Source organism: Streptomyces sp. NBC_00554, assembly GCF_041431135.1.
In the GTDB taxonomy this organism is placed as follows: domain Bacteria; phylum Actinomycetota; class Actinomycetes; order Streptomycetales; family Streptomycetaceae; genus Streptomyces.
The window spans coordinates 1,011,973-1,037,193 of the sequence record NZ_CP107799.1; the positions used below are offsets into that span (position 1 = coordinate 1,011,973).

Here is a 25,221-nt window from a genome sequence, read left to right on the forward strand (position 1 = left end):
AGGGGAAGCACCGGAGGAGATCCGTGGTTGACGGTGAAGACGACAGCGACCGATCTCCACCGGAGCACCCATGCCGAGCCAGCAGCACCCCACGTCACAGGGGCCGCGCCATGAAGCCGTCCGCTTCTCCGTGCTCGACCGCTCCCGTACCCGCGAGGGCCACGACGCTCCCGAGGCCCTGCGCGACACCGTACGGCTGGCCCAGGACCTGGAGGCGCTTGGCTACCACCGTGTCTGGGTGTCGGAGCACCACGGCGTCCCCGGTGTCGCCGGGTCCGCGCCGACCGTGCTGGCCGCCGCGGTCGCCGCCGCCACCCGCTGGATCCGGGTCGGCACCGGCGGTGTGATGCTGCCGAACCACCAACCGCTGGTCGTGGCCGAGCAGTTCGGCGTCCTGGAGTCCTTGTTCCCCGGCCGGATCGACATGGGACTCGGCCGTTCCGTCGGCTTCACGGACGGTGTGCGCAAGGCGCTCGGCCGGGACAAGGACGACGCCGATGATTTCGCGGCGCAGCTCGCCGAACTGCTCGGCTGGTTCCGCGGGACGTCGTCGACCGGGGCGCACGCCCGCCCCTCCGAAGGCCTGACCGTGCCGCCTTTCATCCTCGCCATGGGCGAGGGCGCGACGATCGCGGCGCGGGCCGGTCTGCCCATGGTCATCGGCGACCTCCGGAACCGGGACAGGATGCGGCGCGGGATCGATCACTACCGCGAGACGTTCCGCCCCTCCCTCTGGGCCCGGGAGCCGTACGTCGTCATCTCCGGCACGGTCGCGGTGGCCGCGACCCCGGAGGACGCCCACCGTCTGCTGCTCCCCGAGGCCTGGTCGATGGCGTACTCCCGCACCCACGGCACGTTCCCCCCGCTGCCGCCGGCCGAGCGCGTCGAGGGCCTCACGATGAGCGCCAAGGAACGGGGTTTCTACGAGTCCGGTCTGACCGGGCACATCGCGGGCACCGAGGAGCAGGTCGCCCATGAACTGGAGACGGTGATCAAGGAGACCGGCGCGCAGGAGGTGCTGGTCACGACCAGTACGTACGACAGGGACGCCCTCCTGGACTCCTACCGGAGGCTCGCCCGGGTCGCCGGACTTGCCTCGACCTAGAATCGTGGGGTTTGCCCCCCACGCTCACAGGAGTCCCGCCGATGTCCACACCGAACGGCCTTCACGACTCCTACGTCCGCGTCCGGGGTGCCCGCGAGCACAACCTCCAGGGCGTGGACGTCGACATCCCGCGCGACGTTCTGGCCGTCTTCACGGGCGTTTCCGGCTCCGGCAAGTCCTCGCTGGCCTTCGGGACGATCTACGCGGAGGCCCAGCGCCGCTACTTCGAATCGGTCGCCCCGTACGCCCGCCGCCTGATCCACCAGGTCGGGGCGCCGAAGGTCGGGGACATCACCGGTCTGCCGCCCGCGGTCTCGCTCCAGCAGCGCCGCTCGGCGCCCACTTCGCGCTCGTCCGTCGGCACGGTCACCAACCTCTCCAACTCCCTACGGATGCTGTTCTCGCGCGCGGGCGACTACCCGGAGGGTGCGGAACGCCTCGACTCGGACGCCTTCTCGCCGAACACGGCTGCCGGGGCCTGCCCGGAGTGCCACGGACTCGGTCGAGTCCACCGTACGACTGAGGAGTCGCTGGTCCCGGATCCCTCGCTGTCGATCCGTGAGGGCGCGATCGCCGCATGGCCGGGCGCCTGGCAGGGCAAGAACCTGCGCGACGTCCTGGACACACTGGGCCACGACGTGGACCGACCGTGGCGCGAACTGCCCGCCGAGGACCGGGAGTGGATCCTGTTCACGGACGAACAGCCAGTCGTCACCGTGCACCCGGTGCGGGACGCGGGACGGATCCAACGCCCCTACCAGGGCACGTACATGAGTGCCCGGCGCTATGTCATGAAGACGTTCTCGGATTCGAAGAGCCAGACCTTGCGGGCCAGGGCCGAGCGCTTCCTCACCAGCGCGCCCTGCCCGGTGTGCGGGGGCAGCAGGCTGCGTCCCGAGGCGCTCGCGGTGACGTTCGCGGGGCGGACGATCGCCGAACTGGCCGCGCTGCCGCTGACTGACCTGGCTGAGTCGCTCACGGCCGACTCCGAGCCCGCCCGCGTCCTCACCGAGGACCTGAAGGCCCGTATCGCGCCCGTCCTCGAACTCGGCCTCGGCTACCTAGGTCTCGACCGCGCCACCCCCACCCTGTCGGCGGGCGAACTGCAACGCCTGCGGCTGGCGTCGCAGTTGCGGTCCGGGCTCTTCGGAGTCGTGTACGTCCTCGACGAGCCGTCCGCCGGGCTGCACCCGGCGGACACGGAGGCCCTGCTCACGGTCCTGGACCGGCTGAAGTCGGCCGGCAACTCGGTGTTCGTCGTCGAGCACCACCTCGACGTCGTACGCGGCGCCGACTGGATCGTCGACGTGGGCCCGCACGCGGGCGAGCACGGCGGACGGGTGCTGCACAGCGGTCCGGTGGCGGACCTGGCCAGGGCCGAGGAGTCGGCGACGGCCCGCTTCCTCTTCGACCGCTCCCCCACTCCGCTGCGTGAAGTACGGGCACCGCGCGGCCAGTTGGAGGTCGGTCCGGTCACCCGGCACAACCTGCGCGGGGTGACGGCCGAGTTCCCGCTCGGCGTGTTCACCGCCGTCACCGGCGTGTCCGGCTCCGGCAAGTCCACGCTCATCGGCGAGGTGACGGAGGATCTGGCGGGCGTCGGCCGCCTCGTCTCCGTCGACCAGAGGCCCATCGGCCGTACCCCGCGCTCGAATCTGGCGACGTACACGGGGCTCTTCGACGTCGTACGCAAGGTGTTCGCCGCGACGGAGGAGGCGAAGAAGCGCGGCTACGGCGTGGGGCGCTTCTCCTTCAATGTCGCGGGCGGGCGCTGCGAGACCTGTCAGGGCGAGGGGTTCGTCAGTGTCGAGCTGCTCTTCCTGCCGAGCACCTACACGCCGTGCCCGGTCTGCGGCGGGGCGCGCTACAACCTCGAAACGCTCGAAGTGGCGTACCGCGGACGGAACATCGGGCAGGTGCTTGACCTGACGGTGGAGGCCGCGGCGGAGTTCTTCGGGGACACTCCCGCCGTCGCGCGCAGCCTCAGCACACTCCTCGACGTCGGCCTCGGCTATCTGCGACTGGGCCAGCCCGCCACCGAGTTGTCCGGCGGCGAGGCCCAACGGATCAAGTTGGCCAGCGAGTTGCAGCGGGTGCGCCGTGGCCACACGCTCTATCTCCTCGACGAGCCGACGACCGGGCTGCACCCGGCCGATGTCGAGGTGCTGCTGCGCCAGTTGCACGGTCTGGTCGACGCGGGCCACACCGTCGTGGTCGTCGAACACGACATGGCGGTGGTCGCGGGCGCGGACTGGGTGATCGATCTGGGTCCGGGCGGTGGTGACGCGGGCGGCCGGATCGTCGCGGCGGGGCCGCCGGCCGAGGTGGCACGGGCGGAGGGGAGCACCACGGCTCCCTATCTCGCCCGCGCGCTTCCTCAGGCCCCGTAGGGGTGTGCGTGCGGGCCCGGCGACCGCAGCCCTCCTTGCGCGGCGTGGGCCAGGTCGCGGCGGTCGGCGTGGTCGCCCGGTGCGAGTACGGGCCGCAGGTCCAGCTCCGCGACCAGGAAGCGGGCCGACACGACCCGCCACACCGAGGTGAGCAGGGAATCGCTGCCCACGAAGGCGGGCGCGGTGCTCGCCGCTCCCCCGTCCAGCCGGTAGTGGATGCGTACCGGCTGGACCGGCACGCCGGCGTCGAGGGCGGCCTGGAAGACGGCCCGGCGGAAGTACCCCTGTGCCCGGCCGCACCAGGTGCTGCCTTCGGGGAACACCACCATCGTGGACCCTTCGCGGAGGGTGTCCGCGATCCGCTCGACCGTCCGCGGCAGCGCGCGCAGCCGGTCGCGTTCGATGAACAGCGCGCCGCTGCTCGCGGTCAGCGCGCCCGCCACGGGCCACTGCCGGATCTCGGCCTTGGCGATCATCCGTCCGGGTCGGACGGCGGCGAGCAGCGGGATGTCCATCCAGGAGATGTGGTTGGCGACCACCAGCAGGCCGCCGGCGGGCGGGGTGTCACCGGTGATCCGCAGGCGCACGCCCGCGGCCCGCACGATGGTCCGGCACCACGCCCTGATGAGCCGGTCGCGCGGCGCGGCCGGGATCCGTCCGACGACCGGAATCAGCACGATCCCGAAAGTGAGCACGAACAGCAGGGTGGCCAGGCGCAGCACGGCGCGCGGCACGCCGGCCATCGACCCCGTGGACTCCAGGCAGAGGCGCGGGGTGCACGGCGCGCTGGGCAGCCAGGCGCTGCTGGGCGTCTGGACGGGCCGGAACGCGACCGGCCGCACGCCGGCCCGGCGCGGCGACGGCACCTTCGTGGTGGTGGCCGGGAAGGCCGCCGTGGCGACACCCGGGTTGACGAGCGCCGCCGTGTCGCGGCGAGGGCGCAGTATCACGCCCACCCGGGACGCGCGGATGACCCCGTTGCGAGTGGCGCCCATGACGCCGGTGCGGGAGGCGTTCATCAGGCCGGTACGAGCGAGAGGAAGTGCCGGAGGTAGCGCGGGTTGACGTTGCGCATGGACAGCAGCACGTACAGGTCGGCGACGCCGAAGTCGGCGTCGTGCGCGGGCTCCGCGCACACCCAGGCACCAAGCCTCAGATAGCCGCGCAGCAGCGGCGGGAGCTCCGTGCGTGCGGGCCGGGCGATGCCGTCCGCGCTCCAGGGCAGCAGCGGCCGTACGCGGAACTCCTCGGGCGCCAGGTGCTTGGCCTGGACCCGGTCCCATGTGCCCGCGGCGAGCGCGCCGCCGTCGGCGAGCGGGATGGAGCAGCAGCCGGCCAGCCACTCGTGGCCGCCCTCGACCATGTAGCGGGCTATCCCGGCCCAGATGAGACCGATGACGGCGCCGTCGCGGTGGTCGGGGTGCACGCAGGAGCGGCCGACCTCGACGAGTCCGGAGCGGATTCCGGCCAGCGGGCCGAGGTCGAACTCGTTCTCCGAGTACAGGCGTCCGGCGACCGCGGCCCGCTCGGGCGGCAGCAGCCGGTAGGTTCCGACGACCTGACCGGTCTCCGTGTCGCGGACCATGAGGTGATCGCAGTAGGCGTCGAAGGCGTCGATGTCGAGACCCGGCTGGGGGGTGGTCAGCAGGGCGCCCATCTCTCCCGCGAACACGTCGTGGCGCAGCCGCTGTGCGGCGCGGACGTCGTCCTCGTCGCGGGCGAGGGTCACGGTGTAGCGGGTGGGGGCGGTCGACAGTGGGGGGCTGTCGAGGGTGGAAACGCCGTTCATGGCACTCTCCTGGTCACGGGCCGGTTCGGCGGAGCGGTGGCAGGCCGGATCTGTTCGGCCTGCGCGCTCCTGTTCTTCCGACGCCGGTTGGCGTACGCGTGACCTGTGCCGAGAGCCAGGATGTGAGGATGCTGAATGCCAGGGGACGGCCGGAACGAGTCCTTCTGCGGAATCCGTCGCTCCGGAGTTGCGAGACGGGACCGGGGCTGAGCACCACCCCCGGTCCCGCCCGTCCGCACATTGACGGCGAACGTCCTACGGCTACCGCTTGCCCGACTTCCGGGTCGCGCGCAGCCACTCCTTGTTCATGCTGGTGATGGATACCAGCGGGATCCCCTTCGGGCAGGCGGTCGCGCACTCTCCGGCGAGGGTGCAGCCGCCGAAGCCCTCGTCGTCCATCTGCGCCACCATGTCGAGGACCCGGGTCTCGCGCTCGGGCGCGCCCTGCGGCAGGACGTTGAGGTGGTTGATCTTCGCCGATGTGAACAGCATCGCGGCGCCGTTGGGGCAGGCCGCGACGCAGGCGCCGCAGCCGATGCACTCGGCGTGTTCGAAGGCGAAGTCGGCGTCCGGCTTGGGGACGGCCGTCGCGTGGGCCTCGGGTGCGGCGCCGGTCGGGGCGGTGATGTAGCCGCCTGCCTGGATGATCCGGTCGAAGGCCGACCGGTCGACGACGAGGTCCTTCACGACCGGGAACGCCGAGGCGCGCCACGGTTCGACGTCGATCGTGTCGCCGTCCTGGAAGGACCGCATGTGCAGCTGGCAGGAGGTGGCGCGCTCGGGGCCGTGCGCGTCGCCGTTGATGACGAGCGAACAGGCGCCGCAGATGCCCTCGCGGCAGTCGTGGTCGAAGGCGACGGGGTCCTCGCCCTTGAGGATGAGTTCCTCGTTGAGGGTGTCGAGCATCTCCAGGAAGGACATGTCGGCCGAGATGTCGTCCACTTCGTAGGTGGACATCGCTCCGTCGGCGTCGGCGTTGCGCTGCCGCCAGACGCGCAGGGTGAGCTTCATGCGTAGCTCCGCTGAGTGGGGTGGACGTACTCGAAGACCAGGTCTTCCTTGTGCAGGACGGGCGCGTCGCCGGTGGCGGTGAACTCCCAGGCGGCGGCGTACGAGAACTCCTCGTCCTTGCGGGCCGCTTCGCCTTCCGGCGTCTGGGACTCCTCACGGAAGTGTCCGCCGCAGGATTCGCTCCGGTTCAGCGCGTCGAGGCACATGAGCTCGGCGAGCTCGATGTAGTCGATGATCCGGTTGGCCTTCTCCAGTGACTGGTTGAACTCCTCGCCGGTGCCGGGGACCTTGATGCGCCGCCAGAACTCCTCGCGGATCTGCGGGATGCGCTCAAGTGCCTTGCGCAGCCCGGTCTCCGTGCGGGCCATGCCGCAGAACTCCCACATGAGTTCGCCGAGTTCGCGGTGGAAGGAGTCGGGGGTGCGGTCGCCGTCGACGGCGAGGAGCAGCCGCAGCCGGTCCTCGGTCTCGGCCAGCACCTCCTGGACCTCGGGGTGTTCGTCGGTGACCTGCTCGTGGTGCGGGTTGCGGGCGAGGTAGTCGTTGATCGTGGAGGGGAGTACGAAGTAGCCGTCCGCGAGGCCCTGCATCAGGGCCGAGGCGCCCAGCCGGTTCGCACCGTGGTCGGAGAAGTTGGCCTCGCCGATCGCGAACAGGCCGGGGATCGTGGTCTGGAGGTCGTAGTCGACCCACAGTCCGCCCATCGTGTAGTGCACGGCGGGGTAGATCCGCATCGGCACGGTGTACGGGTCCTCGGCGGTGATCCGGGCGTACATGTCGAAGAGGTTGCCGTACTTCTCCTCGACCTTGGCCTTGCCCATCCGCTGGATGGCGTCGGCGAAGTCGAGGTAGACGCCCTGGCCGCCGGGGCCGACACCGCGGCCTTCGTCGCAGACGTTCTTGGCGGCCCGGGAGGCGATGTCGCGGGGCACGAGGTTGCCGAAGGCGGGGTAGATGCGCTCCAGGTAGTAGTCGCGCTCGTCCTCGGGGATCTCGTTCGCGGGACGGGTGTCGCCCTGCGCCTTCGGGACCCAGATCCGGCCGTCGTTGCGCAGCGACTCGCTCATCAGGGTGAGCTTCGACTGGTGTTCGCCGGTGCGCGGGATGCAGGTGGGGTGGATCTGGGTGAAGCAGGGGTTGGCGAAGTAGGCGCCGCGCCGGTGCGCCCGCCAGACCGCGGTCGCGTTGGAGTTCATGGCGTTCGTGGAGAGGTAGAAGACGTTGCCGTAGCCACCGCTGGCGAGCACAACGGCGTCCGCGTAGTACGTGTCGATCTTCCCGGTGATCAGATCGCGGGCGACGATTCCGCGCGCCCGGCCGTCGACCACGATCACGTCGAGCATCTCGGTCCGCGCGTGCATCTCGATGTTGCCGGCCGCGATCTGCCGCGACAGCGCCTGGTAGGCGCCGAGAAGGAGCTGCTGGCCCGTCTGGCCGCGGGCGTAGAAGGTCCGGGACACCTGGACGCCGCCGAAGGAACGGGTGTCGAGGAGGCCGCCGTACTCACGCGCGAAGGGCACGCCCTGCGCGACGCACTGGTCGATGATCTCGACCGAGATCTGCGCGAGGCGGTGGACGTTGGACTCCCGCGCCCTGAAGTCCCCGCCCTTGACGGTGTCGTAGAAGAGCCGGTGGACGGAGTCGCCGTCGTTGCGGTAGTTCTTCGCGGCGTTGATGCCGCCCTGCGCGGCGATCGAGTGGGCGCGGCGGGGCGAGTCCTGGTAGCAGAACTGCACGACGTGGTAGCCCTGTTCGGCGAGTGTGGCGCCGGCGGAGCCGCCCGCGAGGCCGGTGCCGACGACGATCACCGTGTGCTTGCGGCGGTTGGCGGGGTTGACGAGCTTGGCCTCGAAACGGCGGGTGTCCCAGCGTTCGTTGACCGGGCCCTGCGGGGCCTTGCCGTCGACGACCGGCTCACCGGTCGTGAAGTCTGCGTAGGAGGTCATGGTCAGCTCACCAATCCGGTCATGACGCCGACGGGTACGGCGAGGAAGCCCGCCGTCAGCACCAGCGCTAGGGCGTTGGCGATGGTCTTGAGGGCGCGGTCGCGGGAGCGGCTGCCGGCGCCCAGTGTCTGTGCGGCGCTCCAGAAGCCGTGCCGGATGTGCAGGCCGAGCGCGAGCATCGCGACGATGTAGATGGTGTCGCCGTACCAGGTCGAGAAGGTGTCGATGACGTTCTGGTACGGGTGTCCGGACTGGAAGCCGTCCGGGTGCACGGTGCCGGTCGTCAGGTCGAGGATGTGCCAGACGATGAACAGGCCGAGGATGATCCCGCCCCAGCGCATGGTGCGGGTGGCATAGCTGGCCCGTGCCTTCTTGTGCACGTACTTGCTGGGGCGGGCCCTGATGTCGCGGCGGCTCAGCTGGTAGGCGGCGGTGGCGTGCGCGACGACGGCGACGACGAGGGCGACGCGGATGATCCACAGCGCCCACTCGTAGTGCAGGAAGGGCTCACCGAGGGTGCGCAGCCAGTGCGCGTAGTGGTTGAACTCGCCAGGACCGAAGAAGATCTTCAGGTTGCCGAGCATATGGACGACCAGGTAGAGCAGCATGATCAGGCCGCTGACGGCCATCACGGTCTTCTTGCCGACGGACGAGTCCCACACGGTGCGCGTCAAGGACGGTTTTCGGTCCGTCCGCGTTGCCAGAGCCATGGAACAGCACGCTAGGGCCCGAAGTGCCGATCGGTCCAAGACATGGTCCGGCTCGATTCCATAGGCATGGCCTATCGTGGCTGCTGTGCACTTCCAACAGCTCCAGTACTTCGTGGCGGTCGCCGAGACCCGGCACTTCACCCGGGCCGCCGACCTGGTCCATGTCGCGCAGCCCTCGCTCTCCCAGCAGATCAAGGCGCTGGAGCGGGAGTTGGGGGCGGACCTGTTCCTGCGGGCGCGCGGCAACATCACGCTCACGGACGCCGGGGAGGCACTCCTCCCGCTGGCCCGGCGCATCCTCGCCGACGCGGACACGGCCCGGCAGGAGGTGCAGGAGCTGGCCCAGCTGCGCAGTGGCCGGGTCCGTCTCGGCGCGACCCCGAGCCTGTGCACGGGCCTGCTCCCGGACGTGCTGCGCGCCTTCCACGACCGCTATCCGGGCATCCGGCTGCTGATCGAGGAGGGCGGTTCCCACGACCTCGTACGGGAGCTCGCCCGCGGCGCCCTCGACCTCGCCCTGGTCGTCCTGCCGCTGCCCACGCCGTCCCCCGCGCTGACCACCGTGGAGGTACTCCGCGAGGACCTGGTGGTGGTGTCGTCACCGGACGCGTCCGCACCCGGAGGGGGCCGCCGCAACGTCCGGATCTCCGATCTGGAGAGCGAACGCCTGGTGATGTTCCGGCACGGCTACGACCTGCGCGAACTGACGGTCGCCGCGTGCCGCGCCGAGGGTTTCGAGCCCGACTTCGCCGTCGAGGGCGGCGAGATGGACGCGGTCCTGGGCTTCGTCCGGGCGGGGCTCGGCGTGGCCGTCGTACCGCGCATGGTCGCCACCCGGTCCGGGCGCGGGCTGCGGGTGACTCCGCTGGCGCGGCCCGGACTCCATCGGACTATCGCGCTGGCGCACCGCAGCGATGTGGCTCCGCCTCGGGCGGCCAGGGAGCTTCAGCGGATGCTGCTTGAGCGGTGACCCTCCGCTGGGAGACGTCCCCCTTCAGCGCCTTACTTATCAGCGCCGTGCAGGGCTGCGGGTCGTCTGTGGCTGGTCGCGCAGTTCCCCGCGCCCCTTACGGGGCCCGAACGGGCCCGGTTCACCAGGTGGGGATGAGGCCGCCGTCGATGATGAAGTCGCTGCCCGTGATGTTGCTCGCGCGGTCCCCGGCGAGGAAGAGAACCAGGTCGGCGATCTCGGAGGGCTTGGAGAAGCGGCCGGTGACGGTCGCTTCGGAGGCCTGGGCGACCACGTCGGCGGCGGTGATCCCGGCGGCGGCCGAGACCGACGCCGCCACTCCCCCGCCGCCGAGCCACAACTCGGTCTCCACCGGGCCCGGGCTCACGGTGTTGACCCGGATGCCCTTCGGGCCGACCTCCTTGGACAAGGCCTTGGAGAACGCCACCAGGGCGGCCTTGCCCGCGCTGTAGTCGATGACGAGGGGGTCGGGCAGGGTCGCGTTGACCGAGGCGATCGTCACGACCGAGCCGTGCCCGGCGGCCAGCATCGACGGCAGCGCCGCACGGGTGACCCGCACGGCCGCGAGCAGGTTCAGATCGACGGTGCGCCGCCACTCCTCGTCGGTCACCGACAGGAAGCCGCCGGTGCGGGCGGGGGCCGTACCCACGTTGTTGACCAGGATGTCGATCCGCCCGCCCGCCGCCTCGACCAGCCGCCCCGCGGCAGCAGGATCGGCGAGGTCGACCGGCACCCAGGTGACGTGTCCCTTGTCGACCAGCGCGTCGAGAGCCGGGGTCGTGCCGCGGGAGCCGGCGATCACCGTCGCGCCCGCTTCGACCAGCGCCTCGGTGATCGCGAAACCGATGCCCTTGCTGGCTCCGGTGACGACGGCGGTCCTGCCCTGAAGTTCAGTGCTCATCCGGTCCACGGCTCCATCTGAGAGAGGTGCGTTCCACCAGTGAGACACACGAAGGGCCGGGAGCGCGAGGTGTCCCGGCGGCGGGCACCCCGTCCGCCGGCCGGGTGACGAAGTCCGGCACGGTCCGGCGGGCCTCCCTTGCGGGAGGCCGCGCCGCGTGCGAGTGCTCAGCCGACCGCGTCCACCAACGCCAGGTCGTGCAGCCGCTCCGGCGGGCCCGGGCGGGCGTAGTACCAGCCCTGGGCGGTGTCGCAGCCCAGTATCCGCAGCTGCTCGGCCTGCGCGCCGGTCTCCACGCCCTCGACCGTCACCGCGAGGTTGAGGCTGTGGGCGAGGGTGACGATGCCCTCGACGATCTTCAGGTCGACCGGGTCCGCGGGGAACTGCTGCATGCTCTGGGTGAAGGACCGGTCGAGCTTGAGGATGCTGACCGGGAGACGGCGCAGGTTGGCGAGGTTGGAGTAGCCCGTGCCGAAGTCGTCGAGCGCGATGTCGACACCCATCTCGGCGAGGCGGCGCAGCGGCTTGAGGAGGTCGTCGTCGGCGCCGATCAGCGCGGACTCGGTGACCTCAAGGCACAGCGCGTCCGGGTCGAGCCCGGACCGCTCCAGGATGTCGACCGTGTCCTGGACGAGGCCCGGGTGGGTCAGCTGGCACGGCGACAGGTTGACGTTGATGCGCAGCGGCCCCGCGTCGGCGTGTCGTTCCTGCCAGAGGCGGGCCTGACGGACCGACTGCTCCAGGACCCAGCGGCCGAGCGGCACGATCAGTCCGGTGTGCTCGGCGAGCGGGATGAACCGGTCGGGGCCGAGGACGCCGTGCTGCGGGTGCAGCCAGCGCACCAGCGCCTCGGCGCCGCGCACGCTGCCGTCGCCGAGGTGGACGAGGGGCTGGTACTCGATGAAGAACTCGCCCCGGTCCAGTGCGGCCGGGAGCGCCGTGGTGAGCCCGTGCCGGGTGATGGCACGCGCGTCGGCCTCGGGGTCGGCGAGCTCGAAGCGGTTGCCGCCCGCGGACTTGGCCCGGTACATGGTGATGTCCGCGCTGCGCAGCACCTCCGCGGGGCCGCGTTCTCCGGCGGGGCCTTCGACGACGCCGATGCTGCCGCGCACGGTCAGGTCACGCCCGTCGATGCTGATCGGGGTGACCAGCGCGTTCATGATGCGTCCGGCGAGTTCGTCGACCTCGCGCTCGGTGTCGGTCCCGGTGGTCAGAGCCACGAACTCGTCGCCGCCGAGGCGGGCGACCATCTCGCCGGGAGCCGTCGCGCAGGACTGCAGTCGGTCGGCGACCTCGACGAGCAGCCGGTCGCCGGCCGCGTGCCCGAGGCTGTCGTTGATGGTCTTGAAGCCGTCGAGGTCGAGATAGCAGAGCCCGAAGCGCTGCCCCTCGCCCGCGGACAGCGCCTTCTCCAGGCGCTCGAAGAACAGGGTCCGGTTGGGCAGTCCGGTGAGCGCGTCGTGCGTGGCCTCGTAGCGCAGCCGCAGATTGAGCAGCCGCCGCTCGGTGGTGTCCTCCATGAGCGCGAGCTGGTACTGCGGCCTGCCGTCCGCGTCACGCAGCAGGGAGACCGTCAGGTTGGTCCACAGGGCGGTGCCGTCGGGACGGTAGAAGGCTTTTTCGACGTGGTAGTGCTCGCGCTCGCCGCGTACCAACTCCTCGTACAGCGGCCATACTTGCGGGGCGTCGTCGGGGTGCGTCCACTCCGTGACCTTGCGGCCGCGCATCGACTGCTCGGAGCCGCCGAACATACGCATCAAGGCTCCGTTGACCTGAAGGATGTTGCCTTCGAGGTCGGCGATGCCGATTCCTATGGCCGCGCCCTCGAACACCGCGCGGAAGCGGGCCTCGCTCGCGTGCAGCGCCTCAGCCACCAGACTGCGCGCGCTCATGGCGGCCCGGGAGATCGCCTCCTGCTCGGCCAGCGTCCGCTCCCGCAGCGCCTGTGCGAACCCGGCGGCCATGGCGTGCTGCAGCCGCGCCGAGCGGGTCCGCAGCGCCTCCTGGGGCCCGTCCTCGCCGCAGTAGAGCACCAGATAGGCGTCGACGCAGTCGAGGGTGCGGCTGAGCGCCTCCGGGTCGGTGCAGTGTGCGTCGATGAGCGCGGCGCCGACCGCCTGTCCCTCGGCGGCCTCGAAGGTCCTCGCGAGCAGCGCGTCGCTCAACCGCCTTGCGAGCGGCATCAGTTGTGCCTCGAACTCCGGCCTGGTCAGCGACGTGGAGGTGACCGGAAAGACCGCCCGGCTCCAGATCGTCGCGAACCTGCGGAGTCTGTCCTCCGGCCCGTCCGGCTCGGCGGTCACGCCGTGCGCCCCACGCCGGCGAACCCGGAGAAGGAGAACGGATCCTCGTCCTCGCGTGCCGTGTCGGGCCGCCAGTCCGGCATCGGCACCAGTCCCGGTTCCACCATGTCGTACCCCTCGAAGAACCGCGCGATGTCCTCGCGCGAGCGCATGATCAGCGGGTTGCGGATGTTCTTGTACACGTCGACCGTGCCCTCGGCCTGTTCCCGAGGAAGCGGGATTCCCTCGTACGAGGCGTGCGTGACGACGAACAGGCTGCCCGGCGCGAGCGCGTCGCGCAGCTCGGCCACCGCCTCGTACGGGTCGTCCGCGTCCTCCACGAAGTGAAGTATGGCAACGAGCAGCAGGGCGACCGGCCGGTTCAGGTCGATCAGACGCTGAACCTGGGAACTCGCCAGGATCTCCCGGGGCTTGAGCAGGTCGGCGGCGAGGACGTCGGCGTCCTCGTTGCCCTCCAGGACGGCCTGGCTGTGCGCGACTGCCACGGGATCGTTGTCGACGTACACGACGTGCGCGCCGGGTCTGGACGCCTGGGCGATCTCATGGACGTTGCCGAAGGTCGGGATGCCTGAACCGATGTCGAGGAACTGGGTGATGCCCTCGTCGGCCGCGAAGCGCACCGCGCGGCGCATGAACGCCCGGTTCGCCTGCATGATCTTGGGAAGTCCCGGCATGAACTCCATGGCCTTGCGGGCCGCTTCCCTGTCGACCTCGAAGTTGTGCGAACCGCCCAGGTAGTAGTCGTAGATCCGGGACACGCTCGGCACTGAGATGTCAATGCTCCGAGGGGCCCAGGCGGGACGCTCCATCTATCTCTCCAAGGCGTAGTCGACGGCGTAGGCGATCCGGTGTTCGAGCTGAGGCTACTGATCGCCCGCCAAAGGAGCGAGCCAAAACGGAAATTGACCGTCCGTTCCCGGTCACTGCCTCCGGCAAGTGCCGAATTGGCCCGCTGTGAACGGCCTTGGAACAACGCCGTCCGGTGTAACCGGGAAATCGATCCGAAGCATTGCAAAAAGTTCCCGGAGGTTACGAAGAGTTGCCGAGGATTCCCCCGCCCGGGTACGCCAAGGGGCCCGCTCCCCCCGTGCGGTGCGGAGGGAGCGGACCTGGGTCGCGCGCGCTTTTTCGTTCGTCCGGCACTCTGGCCTGTCTGTGTCCACTCCCTTCCGCGTTCCGATGCCGTCCTGGTGAGGCGATCAACCCTGGGGAGGTGATCTGTCTACTGCTTCGGCGCGCCGACCAGCTTTCCTTCGGGCGAGACGGCGTACCAAGTGCCGCCCACACCCTGGCCGTTGGTGTCTCCGGGGGCCTCGTCACCGGTGAAGGTGTAGATCGGCCAGCAGTCGAGGGCCATCTGCTTGATGCCGTCGTCCCGGGTGAAGGGCATCAGGCCGTCCGAGTCGATGTTGAGGCCCTTGATGTCGGCCTCCTCGACCGGCGCGACCGCCGGCCACTTCTCCAGGCAGGCGCCGGTGCAGGCCGAGATCGAGTCGGGCCAGGCCGTGTCCTTGGTGAAGCGGTAGACCGTCATGCCGTTCTTGTCGACGACGATCTCGCCGAGCTTCGCGTCCTTGCGGGTCGACAGGCCGGGCAGGTCGGCAAGGGTCGCCTTCTTGCCCGCAGGGGACGATGCGAACCAAGTGCCGCCCACACCCTGGCCGAGGGTGTCACCGGCCTTCGTGTCCTTCGCGTACCGGTACATCGGCCAGCCGCCCACGGTCAGTTGCTTGGTGCCGTCAGGCCGCGTGACCTCGCCGAGAAGCGCCGCGTCCACACCGGTGGCGGCCGTGGCCCCGTCGGCGGGAACCGGCGGCCAGGCCGTGGCGCAGTCGCCCTCACAGGTCGACTTCGGCGGTTCGGCCGTGTCCTTGTCGAAGCGGTAAAGGGTGAGGCCGCCACTGTCGGTGATGACCTCGCCGAGCTTCGCGTCCTTCGCAACGGCCAGCGCACCTGCGGACTTCGCCTGGGTCGCGGCCTGGGCACCGACCTCGGCAGGGCTCGGACTGCTCAGTCCGTAATCGCCCGCGGCCGCGGTGGCGCCCACGTTCTGGCCCACGGTCGAGGTGCCCTGTTCCTGACCGCACGCCGTCGTGAGCGCCAGCATGGCCGCAGCTGTCGCTACGAGTGAGGCGCTCCGCCAGGAGGTCTTCATTTTGGTAACTCCCGCTGTTGGCAAAGATGTTGCAGCGCTCCACTGCGCCGCGCATGGCCATAGGTACGGGCGGGAGTGGTGGGAGTGTTCAACTGCTTCGCAAAAATCTTTCCGAACCCTGTGACCCGAGGGCCTCCACGCGGATCGCACGCCCGTTCGCCTCCGGGGGTGTTTCCCGCTCAGCCCGTCAAACCACCCGGCCGCGGACATCCTCCGTTCGGGGTAACCCCTGGCCACTCCCGCGTACGCGGGCGCAACACGACCGATGATCGCCGTCGTGCATGGACCCAAGCGGACCCGATCCGCGCTCGTCATACGGGTATTCGCGCTGCTGACACTGACCTGGATCCTCGGCGGGGCCTCGGTCGGCCCGGCGGTCGCCGACGCCTGCGCGTACGCCTCCGTCGGCCCGGACGGCAACGACGCGGTGGCGGTCGCCGGCGACGGCTACTGCAGCCCGAGCCCGACACCTCCCCCGCCGCAGCCCACCCCGAAGCCGACGCCGACCCCCAAGCCCCCGCCGCCACCCAAACCCACCCTCACACCCACGCCAACACCCACACCCGCGCCGGAACCACCACCTCCGCCGCCTCCCCCGCCCCCGCCGGCGCCACGGCCCGTCGCGCCGCCACCCAGGCCGGTGCCCGCGCCACCGCCGACTCCCACACCCACACCGATGCCGACGCCCACTCCGAGTGCGCGCCCCAAGCCGTCGCCGTCCCCGGTGAGTTATCCGGCGTACCACGCCCAGGCGCGGCGGCATCCGCCCCGCAGTGGACCGTCCCTGGTCTCGCTCACCCTGCTGATCACCGCGCCCGCGGTGCTCGCCGTCGCGGCGCTGCGCCCGCGCTGACTCTGGAGGCATCTTTGTCGGAATGGCTTGTTCTCGCCCTCGCGATGGGGGCGGCGTGTGTCGTCGTCCTCATCGTGGCCCTCGTACGTCATCGCACGGCCCGCGAGGACGAGGATCCGTCCGAGACCCCGGACGTGATCGAATACATGACGATGATGATCGGCGTGGTCTACGCCATCGTCCTCGGCCTGGCCATCGCCGGAGTCTGGGAGGCCCGCGGCGTCGCACAGGACCATGTGCAGACGGAGGCCCAGGCCCTGCACGAGATCTCGGAGCGGGTTCGCGTCTACCCGCCCGACGTGCAGGACCGGATCCGCGGCGACATCGACTCGTACGTCGGCTACGTCGTCACCACCGAGTGGAAGACCATGTCGGACCAGGGCCGGGTGACCGTCAAGGGCGGCCGGCTCTTCGAGCGCATCCGCGGGGACGTCACCGACTACGAGCCGAAGACGGACTTCGAGGCCCAGGCGTACCAGCCCCTCGTCGACCAGGTCACCGTGGCCGCCGCCGCGCGGAGCTCCCGCGCCGACTCGACCGGGGCGACCATGCCGGGCGTGGTGTGGTTCGGTCTGATCAGCGGGGGCGTGGTCACCGTGGGGATGGTCTTCGCGCTGCAGATCCGGCGCACCACGCGTGAGCTGATCCTCGCCGGGCTCTTCTCCTCGCTGATCGCCTTCCTGCTCTTCCTGATCTGGGACTTCGACGCGCCCTACAGCAGGGGGATCACGGCCTCGGCGGAACCGTTCACGGCGCTGTTCCCGAACCTTCCCGGTTGACGGACCCTCAACAGGCGCTCCGGGTCAGTGCTCCCCGGCCGGGGGACGGATGCCACGCCGCGTCCGTCCCCCGACTGCACGCACTCCGTCCCCTGTGCGGCCCACACGGTTGCCCCATTCGCGCGACTGCGATCGCGCCCACGCTCACCCTTTCCTAGCGTTTCGATCATCGAGGTGCATTTCTGGCGCAAGCGGAAAAGGTCCGCAGCAAGGCTCCTCGGGGACCTGGAGGCTCACCATGCGCGCGATACGCGTCGCTTCGGCCGCTCTGCTGGGCGTGACTGCCCTGACCTTCGCCGCACCCGCCGCCTTCGCCGGCGACGAGAACAACAACATCACCCCGTTCGGCTTCAGCGTGCAGCCGTCGACCATCGCCGCCGGCGGCCAGGTCTCACTGCTGCTCAAGAGAGACGGGGGCTGCCAGGGACGCGCCACGGTCACCTCGGGCGTCTTCGACACCGTCAACATCCCCAAGGGTCAGTCCTCGGCCACGGCGATGGTCGACTGGGACGCCAAACCGGGCGCCGTGTACGAGGTCACCTTCACGTGTGACGGCGTGAGCGGTCACACGGATCTCACCATCGCCACCGGCCGGACCCCCAACCAGACGGACTACCCCGTCCCCGTACAGCGGGGCGTCAGGGCCGGTGTCGGCGGCACCGTCGGCGGCTTCGACCTCAAGGAGATCGGTCTGGGGGCCGCGCTCATCGCGGGCTCCATCGGCGCGGCATGGCACATGTCGCGCCGCCGTGGCGCGACCGACGACTCCTGACGGCACGGCACCGCACAGCCCTTCGCCCCGGACCCTCGAGAGAGGGTCCGGGGCGAAGGGCTGTCACGTGCGGTTTCCGAAGTCTCCGGAACGGAGGGCCGGTCAGATCCTCTTCTCGGACCGGCGCCGCATCCAGAACACCCCGCCACCGACGGCGGCGGCGGCCACAAGGCCGCCACCGATCGCCATGTCGGTGGGTGTGGCACCGCTGGAGCTGCTGCCGCCGAGACCACCGCGGACACCACCGATGACGGTGAAGGCCGCGGGACGGGTCAGGGTGCCCGTCCCGTTGCAGTTGACCGAGATGTCGTACGAGCCGGGGCGCGCGTTCCGGTCGATGGTCGCCGTCCCGCTCGATGTCTCGTTGCTGCCGGTGATCCGGGAGAGGGTCGCCTGCCGGAAGGCGGGCGAGGTCATGGTGCCGCCGGTGGGGCAGCCGTCGACGGTCACGGTCAGTTGACCGCCGCTGGCGATGACGCTGGGCATCGCGACGATGTTGCTCGGGTTGTTCCACGCCGCGGCCATCGGCGCGGCGAGCCCCACCGCGGCGACCGCGGCGGCACTGACCGCCAGGGCACGAGAAGTACGCATGTGATCCTCCGCGGAAGGCGCCCCGGGAACCGTCCCCGGTCGATCGGCGAGAAAACGCCTCCCAGACAGACCCTCAGATGCCGTGCACAGGGCCGCATTTCGAGAATGGTCCGTCCTGGTGAGAAGACACGCCGAGAGAATTCCACACAATCGGATATTGCCGCAGGTCACGGACCGTCAGAAAATTCCTGGCCTCGGCAACTCGGATGGCTCACGAAGGGCGTACTCCACCACCCGTTCGCCTTTGCCCCGTCGCCCGCCGGGCGTGCTGCACTTAGCGTTCTCATATGCGCGACGGACGCGGCGACGGCCGCGTCGAGAGGGGATTGCAAATGTCTGCGTCCGAGCTGGCCGAAGAGGAGGAGCGGCGGAAGAAGCGCGCCCCGTGGGGCGTGATAGCGCTTGTTCTGCTGACCGGCCTCGCACTCATTCGGAATGGTTCCGGTGAGTTCGACGTGGGCCCGCCGCAGCCCGCTTCGGCGGCGGCGGCCGACAGCAGCCGCGCCCCGGGCGGCACCTTCTCCAATCTGCCGACACCGCTGCCGTACTCGGTGGCCGACCGGGTCAGGATCCCGGCGATCCGGGTCGACGCTCCGGTCCTGCCGGTGGGCCTGGACATGGACGGGTGGGTCGACGCACCGCCGCCGGACGACCCGAATCTCGCGGGCTGGTTCACCGGCGCGGTCTCACCCGGCGAGAAGGGCACGGCCGTGATCGACGGCCATGTGGACAACATGCGCGGACCCGCCGTCTTCTACGGGCTCGGGGCGCTCAAAAAGGGAAACCGGATCGAGGTGCAGCGCAAGGACGGGAAGACCGCCGTATTCGAGATCTACGGCATCGAGGTCTTCGAGAAGAACAACTTCCCCGGGGACCGCGTCTACGGCAGCAAGGGAGCCCCCGAATTGCGGGTCATCACCTGCGGGGGCGGTTTCTCCAAGCAGCACGGCTACGACGGGAACGTCGTCGTGTTCGCCCGCCTGGCCGAGGTTCGCTGAGCGCTCCCCGGCCGGGCGGGCGAAAGCCCGAGAGATCTATGCGAACTGCCGTCGCGGGACGGTGATGTGGTAGCCGGAATCCAGCAGTTGCGGCAGATAGGTGCGCAGCGCCCGTACGCTCTGCGAGCGGTCGCCGCCCGCGTCGTGGGACAGCACCACGACGCCCGGAGCGGCACCGTCCTCGACCCGGTTGACGATGGTGCGGGTGCCCGGGGACGTCCAGTCGAGCGTGTCGACCGTCCAGGCCAGCGGTTCCATCCCCAGTTCGGCGCCGAGTTGGAAGGCCGCCCGGTTCCAGGCCCCGTAGGGCGCGCGGAACCAGCCGGGCGGCTCACCGAAGGCGTCGTCGATGACCTCGCAGGTGCGCTCCATCTCGGAGTGGATCGCCGAACGCGAGAGCTTGGTCAGCAGCGGATGGGACCAGGTGTGGTTGCCGACGGTGTGTCCGTCGTCGGCCATCTCGCGCAGCAGGTCCTTGTTGTCGACGGCCATCTCCCCGCACACGAAGAACATCGCGTGCACGTCGTACTCGCGCAGGGTGCTCAGGATGTCGGGGGTGTAGCGCGGATCGGGGCCGTCGTCGAAGGTCAGCACCATGCTGCGGCCGCGCCCGGACATGCGCAGGAACGGCTCGTGGCGGACGAGGGTCCGCGCGGACTCGGTGCGCGGCGGGCCGTATCCAGTCATCGGCTGGAGACGGTAGGAGGAGGGCTTGAGGGCACGGCGTGCCTGTGGGCCCGCGGCGGGCGGGGCACTGCGTACCGGGTGTGTGGCCGGTTCGGTGGTGAGGACGTGGGCCGTGCCCGCGGCACCGGCCGCCCCCAGGACGGCGGCACCGGCGATCAACGCCCGGCGCCGGGTAAGCAGCTGATCCTTTTTCATGATTCATCAGTCACCCAGTTGAGGGGCGTCGCAGCTCAGCAACACCGGTGCGGGCCCACGAAAGCACCCACCTGGACCAAATCGGCGGCGGCACACCAACAGACCCGGGAATTCGAGGTACCCGGCCCGGCCGTGCCCGTGCGCCTCCCGGACCTGGGGGTTCCGATAGCCTCACAGCTGTGACGGAACAGCAGCACTCGCATCAGTTCGAGCGAGGCACGGACGGCCCCAAGGTCATCGTCGTCGGCGTGGACGGCTCCGACTCCTCGATGCGCGCGGCGTCGTACGCGGGGGGTCTGGCCCGACGGCAGCACGCGCTGCTCGCCATCGTCTATGTCCAGCCGGTGATGGCGGCGGGCGCGGCGCTCGGAGTGCCGATCGCCGATACGACGGACGAGATCGCCGAGGACCTGGTCGCCCAGATCCGGGACACCGCCGAGAGGCTCAAGGGCATATTCGAGGTGCGCTGGGAGTTCCACACCTTCCGCGGCGATCCGTACAACGGACTGGTGGCGGCGGCGGACCAGCTCAAGGCGGACGCCGTGGTGGTGGGCGCCTCCGAGCAGGCGGGGCACCGGATCATCGGGTCGGTGGCGATCCGGCTGGTCAAGGCGGGGCGCTGGCCGGTCACGGTGGTGCCGTAGCGGGTACGGCACCTCGGACACCGCGGGTCGGAACGGGCGGAGCTACTCCCCCATGACGAGGCCGTCCTGGGCCGCCCCGCGGCTGAGGACGACGGAGCGGATCCGGTCGCGTACACCGACGACGTCGGCCCCCTGTGCCAGGGCGGCGTTGAGGTCGACCACGCGACCGGCGTCGAGGTCGAAGGCCTGCGGGATGAACTCGGCCTTCTTCACCTCCCATCGGGCGCCCTGGCGCGCGGGAGGGGCGAAGGTGAAGCGGCCGATGGTGCCTTCGTTGCCCCGCGGATCCCGGACGCCCTGGTAGTTGGACATCTCGCCGGCGATCTGGTCCCCCATGCCGTAGATGACCCACGTGCCGTTGACCTTCTCGTACGCCTGCGGGACATGGGCGTGCGTGCCGAGGATGAGGTCGATGTCGGGCCGCCCGTTGGTGCGGGAGGCGGTCAGCTGCTTGCTCAGCGTCAGTTGCCGCTCGTCCGGCTCGTCCTGCCATTCGGTGCCCCAGTGCAGGGATACGACGACCACGTCGGCGCCTGCCTTCCGGGCGGCCCGGGCGTCCGCGACGATCCGGTCGGGGTCGATGAGGTTGACGGCCCAGGGCTGCCCCTGCGGGAGTGGAATGCCGTTCGTGTCGTAGGTGTACGCGAGATGCGCGACCTCGGCGCTGCCCGCCCGCATCATCGTGGCGCCGCTCTCGGCCTGGGTACGCGCCGATCCGGCGTGCCGCACACCCGCGCGGTCGAGCGCGTCCAGGGTGCGCTGGATCCCCGCGGCTCCGTCGTCCAGGGTGTGGTTGGAGGCGGTGGAGCAGGCGTCGTACCCGGTCGCGGCGAGCCCCTCGGCCACCTGCGGCGGGGACTTGAAGGTCGGGTAGCCCGTGTAGTCGCCGTCCGCGCCGTACACGGTCTCCATGTGACAGATCGCCAGACCCGCGCCGGACACGACGGGCTCGACGCCCGCGAGCATCGGCCGGAAGTCGTATCCGTTGCCGCCCGCGTCCGCCTGCGCCCGTTCGATGATCGAGGTGTGCGGCAGTACGTCACCGGAGGCGACGAGGGTGAATCCGCGGGGGTCGGAGGGTGCCGCGGGCCGGCCGCTCGGCCGGGGGGTCGGTGGGTCCTGGGCGGCCTGACAGCCCGTTACGACGAGTACGGCCGCGAGGGCAAGGGTGGTCTGTCGCCGGCGTGGGGTCATACCCAACCTCGTTTTAGTCATATTTACGTATGAAGTGTCAGAATCCACGTACAGGAGCGGCCAGGAGTCAAGGAGCAACGCAGACCTTCAGCCAGTCCGGCGTTCCAGGACGAGCCCTTCGGGCGAACGCGGGTCCGGGGGCAGCAGCCCAGAGCCCCGATGAACCGCTCACCGCACCGTTCACCGACGGCTTCGACCGCCCAGCGCACAACCGTGCGCCGACCCTGTCCCCGCGGAGCGGCACCGGCTGGCATACACGCCATGACGGCCGGAACCACCACCATCACCCGCGGGACGACCGCCGAGCACGAGCTGGCCGCGTTGCAGCGCGATCACGGCCGGCCCCTCTTCGCGCTGCTGCTGCGACTCTCCGACGGCGACCGGCAGCGCGCCGAGGATCTGGTGCAGGAGACGTTCGTACGCGCCTGGCAGCACCCCGAGGCATTGCGTGCCGACGACTTCGACTCCGTACGGCCCTGGCTGCTCACCGTGGCGCGGCGGCTGGCGATAGACGCGCGGCGGGCCCGTCAGGCGCGGCCCGCGGAGGTCGGGGACGCGGTGTTGGACAGTGCGCGCGTCTGTGCCGATCACGCCGAACGGTCCGCGGCGATGCTCGATGTGCGGGAGGCTGTGAAGACACTCACTCCCGAGCACCGTGAAGTCCTGGTGCAGGTGTACTTCCAGGGGGCGAGTGTGGCGGAGGCCGCCGCGGCCCTCGGGATTCCGCCCGGTACGGTGAAGTCTCGCGCATATTACGCGCTGCGCGCCCTGCGCCGGGTGCTTCCGGGCTATGCGGCCGACCTGCGGTGAAACCAAAGGTCGAGTCAAGCCTCGGTAAAGCGCCTGCCGAGGACCATGGTTGAGCAATCTGCTGTCTTCATCCGTGTTCCGGACTGGAGCCCGGGGTCGGGCGACGCGCACGCACCGGAGGAAGGCGGAAGGGATGCTGCACAGAGGTCAAGAGAGCACGGACGGCACCGGCGGTGGTGAACTCACCGTCCCCATGGCTTGGTTGTACGCCGAGTACATCGCCGACGAACTGCTGCGGACCGGCGACCTGATGCCGCCCACATCCTTCGAGTTCCGCGCCGGGCGGGATGCCCTGGCGCTGACCATCTTCCTGTCCGACGCCGGCGGTGAGCTCTCCGGCATCAGGGTCATCACTCAGTTGGAGACCTGGCTTTCGCTGACGGCGTACGACCAGCCGTGGCGGGACTGGGTGCGCGAGCACATGGCGCGGCTCGCGGCCAAGGCCGTCGAATCGGGCGCCCCTGACCCGGACTTGGAGCTGGCCTCGGCGGCCTGGCGCTGGCTGGAGGAGACCGAGCTGCTCGCCCCGGATCTGGACGCCGTGCCTGGTGGCGGGCCGGTCCCGGGCGAGGACGACGGCCCGAAGGTGTGGACGCCTGCCTGGCGGCTGGGACTGCCGCTGGGGCATCTGGCGATCCATCTCTTCTGACCGTCCGGCCAGGGCGCCAAACTTTTTCCGGCCCGCACCAATCCGCGGGCCCTCTCACTCCGAATGTCCTGGCCGCTATTCCGAACGGGTCTTGAGTGATTCGGCGGTCCGGTGCGTATCGGTGGGCAACAGCAACACCACCCCACCCCGCACCATCGCCACCATTGTCACGAGGATTCGGTAATCGGTATGAGGTCCCTGGAACGGCATCGCGACGTCGGCGCATACGCGCTCGGCGTGCTGAATGAGGCGGACGCCTTCCGCTTCGAGGATCACCTCATGGAGTGCCCTCAGTGCGCCGCCCATGTGAGTGAATTCCGGCCTGCGGCACGGCAGTTGATGCTGTACCGCCGGGCCACCCCGCGCTCCGTGCACCCCTTCGCCGCCCCCGGGCCCAGGCTTCTGGACCGGCTGCTCGGCGAGGTGGCGAACCGGCACCGGGCCGGGCGCAGGCGTTGGCTGTACGCGGTGGCCGCCTCCGTCGTGTTCGCGGCGGGCGGGCCCGCGATCGCGATCGTGACGGCGGACGGCTCACCGAGCACCCTGATCGCCGCGACCGACACGGAGACCGGCGTCTGGGCCCAGGTCACGTCCGAGGACCGGGCCTGGGGCAGTGAGGTCGACGTACAGGTCAAGGACCTGGGAGGCCCCCGCGCCTGTCAGCTCGTCGTGATCGGCAAGGACGGTTCCGAGCAGACGGTGACGAGCTGGATGGCGCAGGGGGACAACAACGGCGAGGCCGCCAGCATGCAGGGCGGCGCCGCGTTGCAGTCCGAGGAGATCAGCCGGTACGAGGTGCGCACGACGGAGGGCGAGCGCCTCGTGACGCTCAAGCCCGGCACCGGAAGCTGACGCCAAGTCCGGTCGGCGGACGCCTACTTGAGGAGCTTTGACATCCGCCGGTCCGCGAGCGGCTTCCCGCCCGTCTGGCAGGTCGGGCAGTACTGCAGCGAGGAGTCGCTGAAGGACACCTCCCGGATGGTGTCGCCGCAGACCGGGCAGGGCTCGCCCGTTCTGCCGTGCACCCGCAGTCCGCTCTTCTTCTCCGCCTTCAGGCGTCCGGCCGCCACTCCGTGGGAGCGCTCGACGGCCTCGGTGAGCGTGGAGCGCAGCGCCTCGTACAGGCGCCGTGTCTCCTCGGGACTCAGCGTGGCGGCGAGCTTGAAGGGCGACATCCGGGCGGCGTGCAGGATCTCGTCGCTGTACGCGTTCCCCACGCCCGCGATGAGGCTCTGGTCGCGCAGCGCGCCCTTCAGCTGGCGCCGCTCGCCTTCGAGCAGTTTGGCGAACCGCACCTCGTCGAAGTCCTCGGCGAGCGGGTCGGGGCCGAGCCGGGCGACGCCGGGGATCTCCGCCGGGTCCCTTACGAGGTACACGGCGAGCTTCTTCTGGGTGCCGGCCTCGGTGAGGTCGAAGCCCTCGCCGGTCTCCAGGGCGACGCGCAGTGCGAGCGGGCCCTTGCCGGGGCGGGGCCGGCCGTCGGGCAGCGTGTCCTTCCACTGCAGCCAGCCCGCGCGGGCCAGGTGCGTCACGAAGTGCAGGCCGTCCGCCTCGATGTCGAGGAACTTGCCGTGCCGGCGCACGGCCGTGACCTCGCGGCCCTCGAAGGCGGTGACGGGAGGGTCGTACGTCTTCAGGACGCTGATGGCGACGGGCAGCACGCGCACGACCTGACGGCCGACGAGGTGGTCGGCCAGGAAGTCCTTGAGTGCTTCGACCTCGGGCAGTTCCGGCATAGGTCCAGAGTGCCACCAGGTGCCGACGACACG

24 protein-coding genes are annotated in these 25,221 nt (G+C 70.3%); 11 read left to right on the top strand and 13 right to left on the bottom strand.

Features of this window, described 5'->3' with window-relative positions:
- Positions 1–70 precede the first annotated feature (70 nt).
- Positions 71–1,105 (top strand): LLM class flavin-dependent oxidoreductase, encoded by a 1,035-nt coding sequence (locus OG266_RS04670; RefSeq protein ID WP_371543057.1) that lies wholly within the window; start codon positions 71–73, stop codon positions 1,103–1,105.
- Positions 1,106–1,146: 41 nt separating this feature from the next.
- Positions 1,147–3,495 (top strand): ATP-binding cassette domain-containing protein, encoded by a 2,349-nt coding sequence (locus OG266_RS04675; RefSeq protein WP_371543059.1) that lies wholly within the window; start codon positions 1,147–1,149, stop codon positions 3,493–3,495.
- On the opposite strand, the gene OG266_RS04680 is transcribed toward OG266_RS04675, so the two are convergent.
- The 5 genes from OG266_RS04680 to OG266_RS04700 all read right to left on the bottom strand — a co-directional run bounded on the left by OG266_RS04680 (position 3,483) and on the right by OG266_RS04700 (position 8,915).
- Positions 3,483–4,514 (bottom strand): lysophospholipid acyltransferase family protein, encoded by a 1,032-nt coding sequence (locus OG266_RS04680; RefSeq protein ID WP_371543061.1) that lies wholly within the window; start codon positions 4,512–4,514, stop codon positions 3,483–3,485. The two genes, OG266_RS04675 and OG266_RS04680, sit on opposite strands and share 13 nt — an antisense overlap.
- Positions 4,514–5,284, bottom strand: a complete 771-nt coding sequence (locus OG266_RS04685; RefSeq protein WP_371543063.1) for a GNAT family N-acetyltransferase — start codon at positions 5,282–5,284, stop codon at positions 4,514–4,516. Before OG266_RS04685 ends, OG266_RS04680 begins: the two co-directional genes overlap by 1 nt.
- Positions 5,285–5,545: 261 nt before the next feature.
- A complete protein-coding gene (locus OG266_RS04690; protein WP_371543066.1) occupies positions 5,546–6,295 on the bottom strand; it encodes a succinate dehydrogenase/fumarate reductase iron-sulfur subunit in 750 nt (249 codons plus the stop codon).
- Positions 6,292–8,241, bottom strand: a complete 1,950-nt coding sequence (locus tag OG266_RS04695) for a fumarate reductase/succinate dehydrogenase flavoprotein subunit (RefSeq protein ID WP_371543068.1) — start codon at positions 8,239–8,241, stop codon at positions 6,292–6,294. Before OG266_RS04695 ends, OG266_RS04690 begins: the two co-directional genes overlap by 4 nt.
- A 2-nt stretch (positions 8,242–8,243) precedes the next feature.
- Positions 8,244–8,915 (bottom strand): succinate dehydrogenase, encoded by a 672-nt coding sequence (locus OG266_RS04700; RefSeq protein ID WP_371543070.1) that lies wholly within the window; start codon positions 8,913–8,915, stop codon positions 8,244–8,246.
- 121 nt (positions 8,916–9,036) lie between these two features.
- On the opposite strand from OG266_RS04700, the gene OG266_RS04705 reads away from it, so the two are divergent.
- Positions 9,037–9,921 (top strand): LysR family transcriptional regulator, encoded by an 885-nt coding sequence (locus tag OG266_RS04705; protein WP_266472333.1) that lies wholly within the window; start codon positions 9,037–9,039, stop codon positions 9,919–9,921.
- 121 nt (positions 9,922–10,042) lie between these two features.
- Here the strand turns inward: OG266_RS04705 and OG266_RS04710 are convergent, their stop codons facing one another.
- The 4 genes from OG266_RS04710 to OG266_RS04725 form a co-directional block, all read right to left on the bottom strand.
- Complete coding sequence (locus OG266_RS04710; RefSeq protein ID WP_371543074.1) at positions 10,043–10,822, bottom strand: SDR family NAD(P)-dependent oxidoreductase; 780 nt, start codon at positions 10,820–10,822, stop codon at positions 10,043–10,045.
- 167 nt (positions 10,823–10,989) lie between these two features.
- On the bottom strand, positions 10,990–13,125 hold the full coding sequence (locus OG266_RS04715; protein ID WP_266472338.1) for a bifunctional diguanylate cyclase/phosphodiesterase: 2,136 nt from the start codon (positions 13,123–13,125) through the stop codon (positions 10,990–10,992).
- Complete coding sequence (locus tag OG266_RS04720) at positions 13,122–13,934, bottom strand: SAM-dependent methyltransferase (protein WP_266472340.1); 813 nt, start codon at positions 13,932–13,934, stop codon at positions 13,122–13,124. Before OG266_RS04720 ends, OG266_RS04715 begins: the two co-directional genes overlap by 4 nt.
- A 413-nt stretch (positions 13,935–14,347) precedes the next feature.
- Entirely contained in the window at positions 14,348–15,280 is a 933-nt protein-coding gene (locus OG266_RS04725) for an SCO0930 family lipoprotein (RefSeq protein WP_371543076.1), read from the bottom strand.
- Between the two features lie 277 nt (positions 15,281–15,557).
- Here OG266_RS04725 and OG266_RS04730 point away from each other — a divergent pair, with 277 nt between their 5' ends.
- From OG266_RS04730 to OG266_RS04740, 3 genes are all read left to right on the top strand, one after another.
- Entirely contained in the window at positions 15,558–16,133 is a 576-nt protein-coding gene (locus OG266_RS04730) for a hypothetical protein (RefSeq protein WP_371543079.1), read from the top strand.
- A 14-nt stretch (positions 16,134–16,147) separates the two neighbouring features.
- Positions 16,148–16,912, top strand: a complete 765-nt coding sequence (locus OG266_RS04735; RefSeq protein ID WP_266472348.1) for a DUF4239 domain-containing protein — start codon at positions 16,148–16,150, stop codon at positions 16,910–16,912.
- Positions 16,913–17,150: 238 nt separating this feature from the next.
- Complete coding sequence (locus OG266_RS04740; RefSeq protein WP_266472352.1) at positions 17,151–17,684, top strand: hypothetical protein; 534 nt, start codon at positions 17,151–17,153, stop codon at positions 17,682–17,684.
- 102 nt (positions 17,685–17,786) lie between these two features.
- On the opposite strand, the gene OG266_RS04745 is transcribed toward OG266_RS04740, so the two are convergent.
- A complete protein-coding gene (locus OG266_RS04745) occupies positions 17,787–18,275 on the bottom strand; it encodes a hypothetical protein (RefSeq protein WP_266472355.1) in 489 nt (162 codons plus the stop codon).
- Positions 18,276–18,607: 332 nt separating this feature from the next.
- On the opposite strand from OG266_RS04745, the gene OG266_RS04750 reads away from it, so the two are divergent.
- Positions 18,608–19,273 (top strand): class F sortase, encoded by a 666-nt coding sequence (locus OG266_RS04750; RefSeq protein ID WP_266472359.1) that lies wholly within the window; start codon positions 18,608–18,610, stop codon positions 19,271–19,273.
- A 36-nt stretch (positions 19,274–19,309) separates the two neighbouring features.
- Here the strand turns inward: OG266_RS04750 and OG266_RS04755 are convergent, their stop codons facing one another.
- A complete protein-coding gene (locus OG266_RS04755) occupies positions 19,310–20,155 on the bottom strand; it encodes a polysaccharide deacetylase family protein (RefSeq protein WP_371543083.1) in 846 nt (281 codons plus the stop codon).
- Positions 20,156–20,334: 179 nt separating this feature from the next.
- Between OG266_RS04755 and OG266_RS04760 the strand changes: the two genes are divergently transcribed.
- Entirely contained in the window at positions 20,335–20,799 is a 465-nt protein-coding gene (locus tag OG266_RS04760) for a universal stress protein (protein ID WP_266472364.1), read from the top strand.
- A gap of 42 nt (positions 20,800–20,841) precedes the next feature.
- On the opposite strand, the gene OG266_RS04765 is transcribed toward OG266_RS04760, so the two are convergent.
- A complete protein-coding gene (locus OG266_RS04765) occupies positions 20,842–21,993 on the bottom strand; it encodes a CapA family protein (RefSeq protein ID WP_371543085.1) in 1,152 nt (383 codons plus the stop codon).
- Between the two features lie 261 nt (positions 21,994–22,254).
- On the opposite strand from OG266_RS04765, the gene OG266_RS04770 reads away from it, so the two are divergent.
- The 3 genes from OG266_RS04770 to OG266_RS04780 all read left to right on the top strand — a co-directional run bounded on the left by OG266_RS04770 (position 22,255) and on the right by OG266_RS04780 (position 24,304).
- Positions 22,255–22,803, top strand: a complete 549-nt coding sequence (locus OG266_RS04770; protein WP_266472369.1) for a sigma-70 family RNA polymerase sigma factor — start codon at positions 22,255–22,257, stop codon at positions 22,801–22,803.
- 133 nt (positions 22,804–22,936) lie between these two features.
- Positions 22,937–23,452, top strand: a complete 516-nt coding sequence (locus OG266_RS04775; protein ID WP_266472372.1) for a hypothetical protein — start codon at positions 22,937–22,939, stop codon at positions 23,450–23,452.
- A gap of 189 nt (positions 23,453–23,641) precedes the next feature.
- A complete protein-coding gene (locus OG266_RS04780) occupies positions 23,642–24,304 on the top strand; it encodes an anti-sigma factor (RefSeq protein ID WP_266472375.1) in 663 nt (220 codons plus the stop codon).
- A 23-nt stretch (positions 24,305–24,327) separates the two neighbouring features.
- Here the strand turns inward: OG266_RS04780 and OG266_RS04785 are convergent, their stop codons facing one another.
- Positions 24,328–25,188 (bottom strand): Fpg/Nei family DNA glycosylase, encoded by an 861-nt coding sequence (locus tag OG266_RS04785; protein ID WP_266472377.1) that lies wholly within the window; start codon positions 25,186–25,188, stop codon positions 24,328–24,330.
- Positions 25,189–25,221 lie beyond the last annotated feature (33 nt).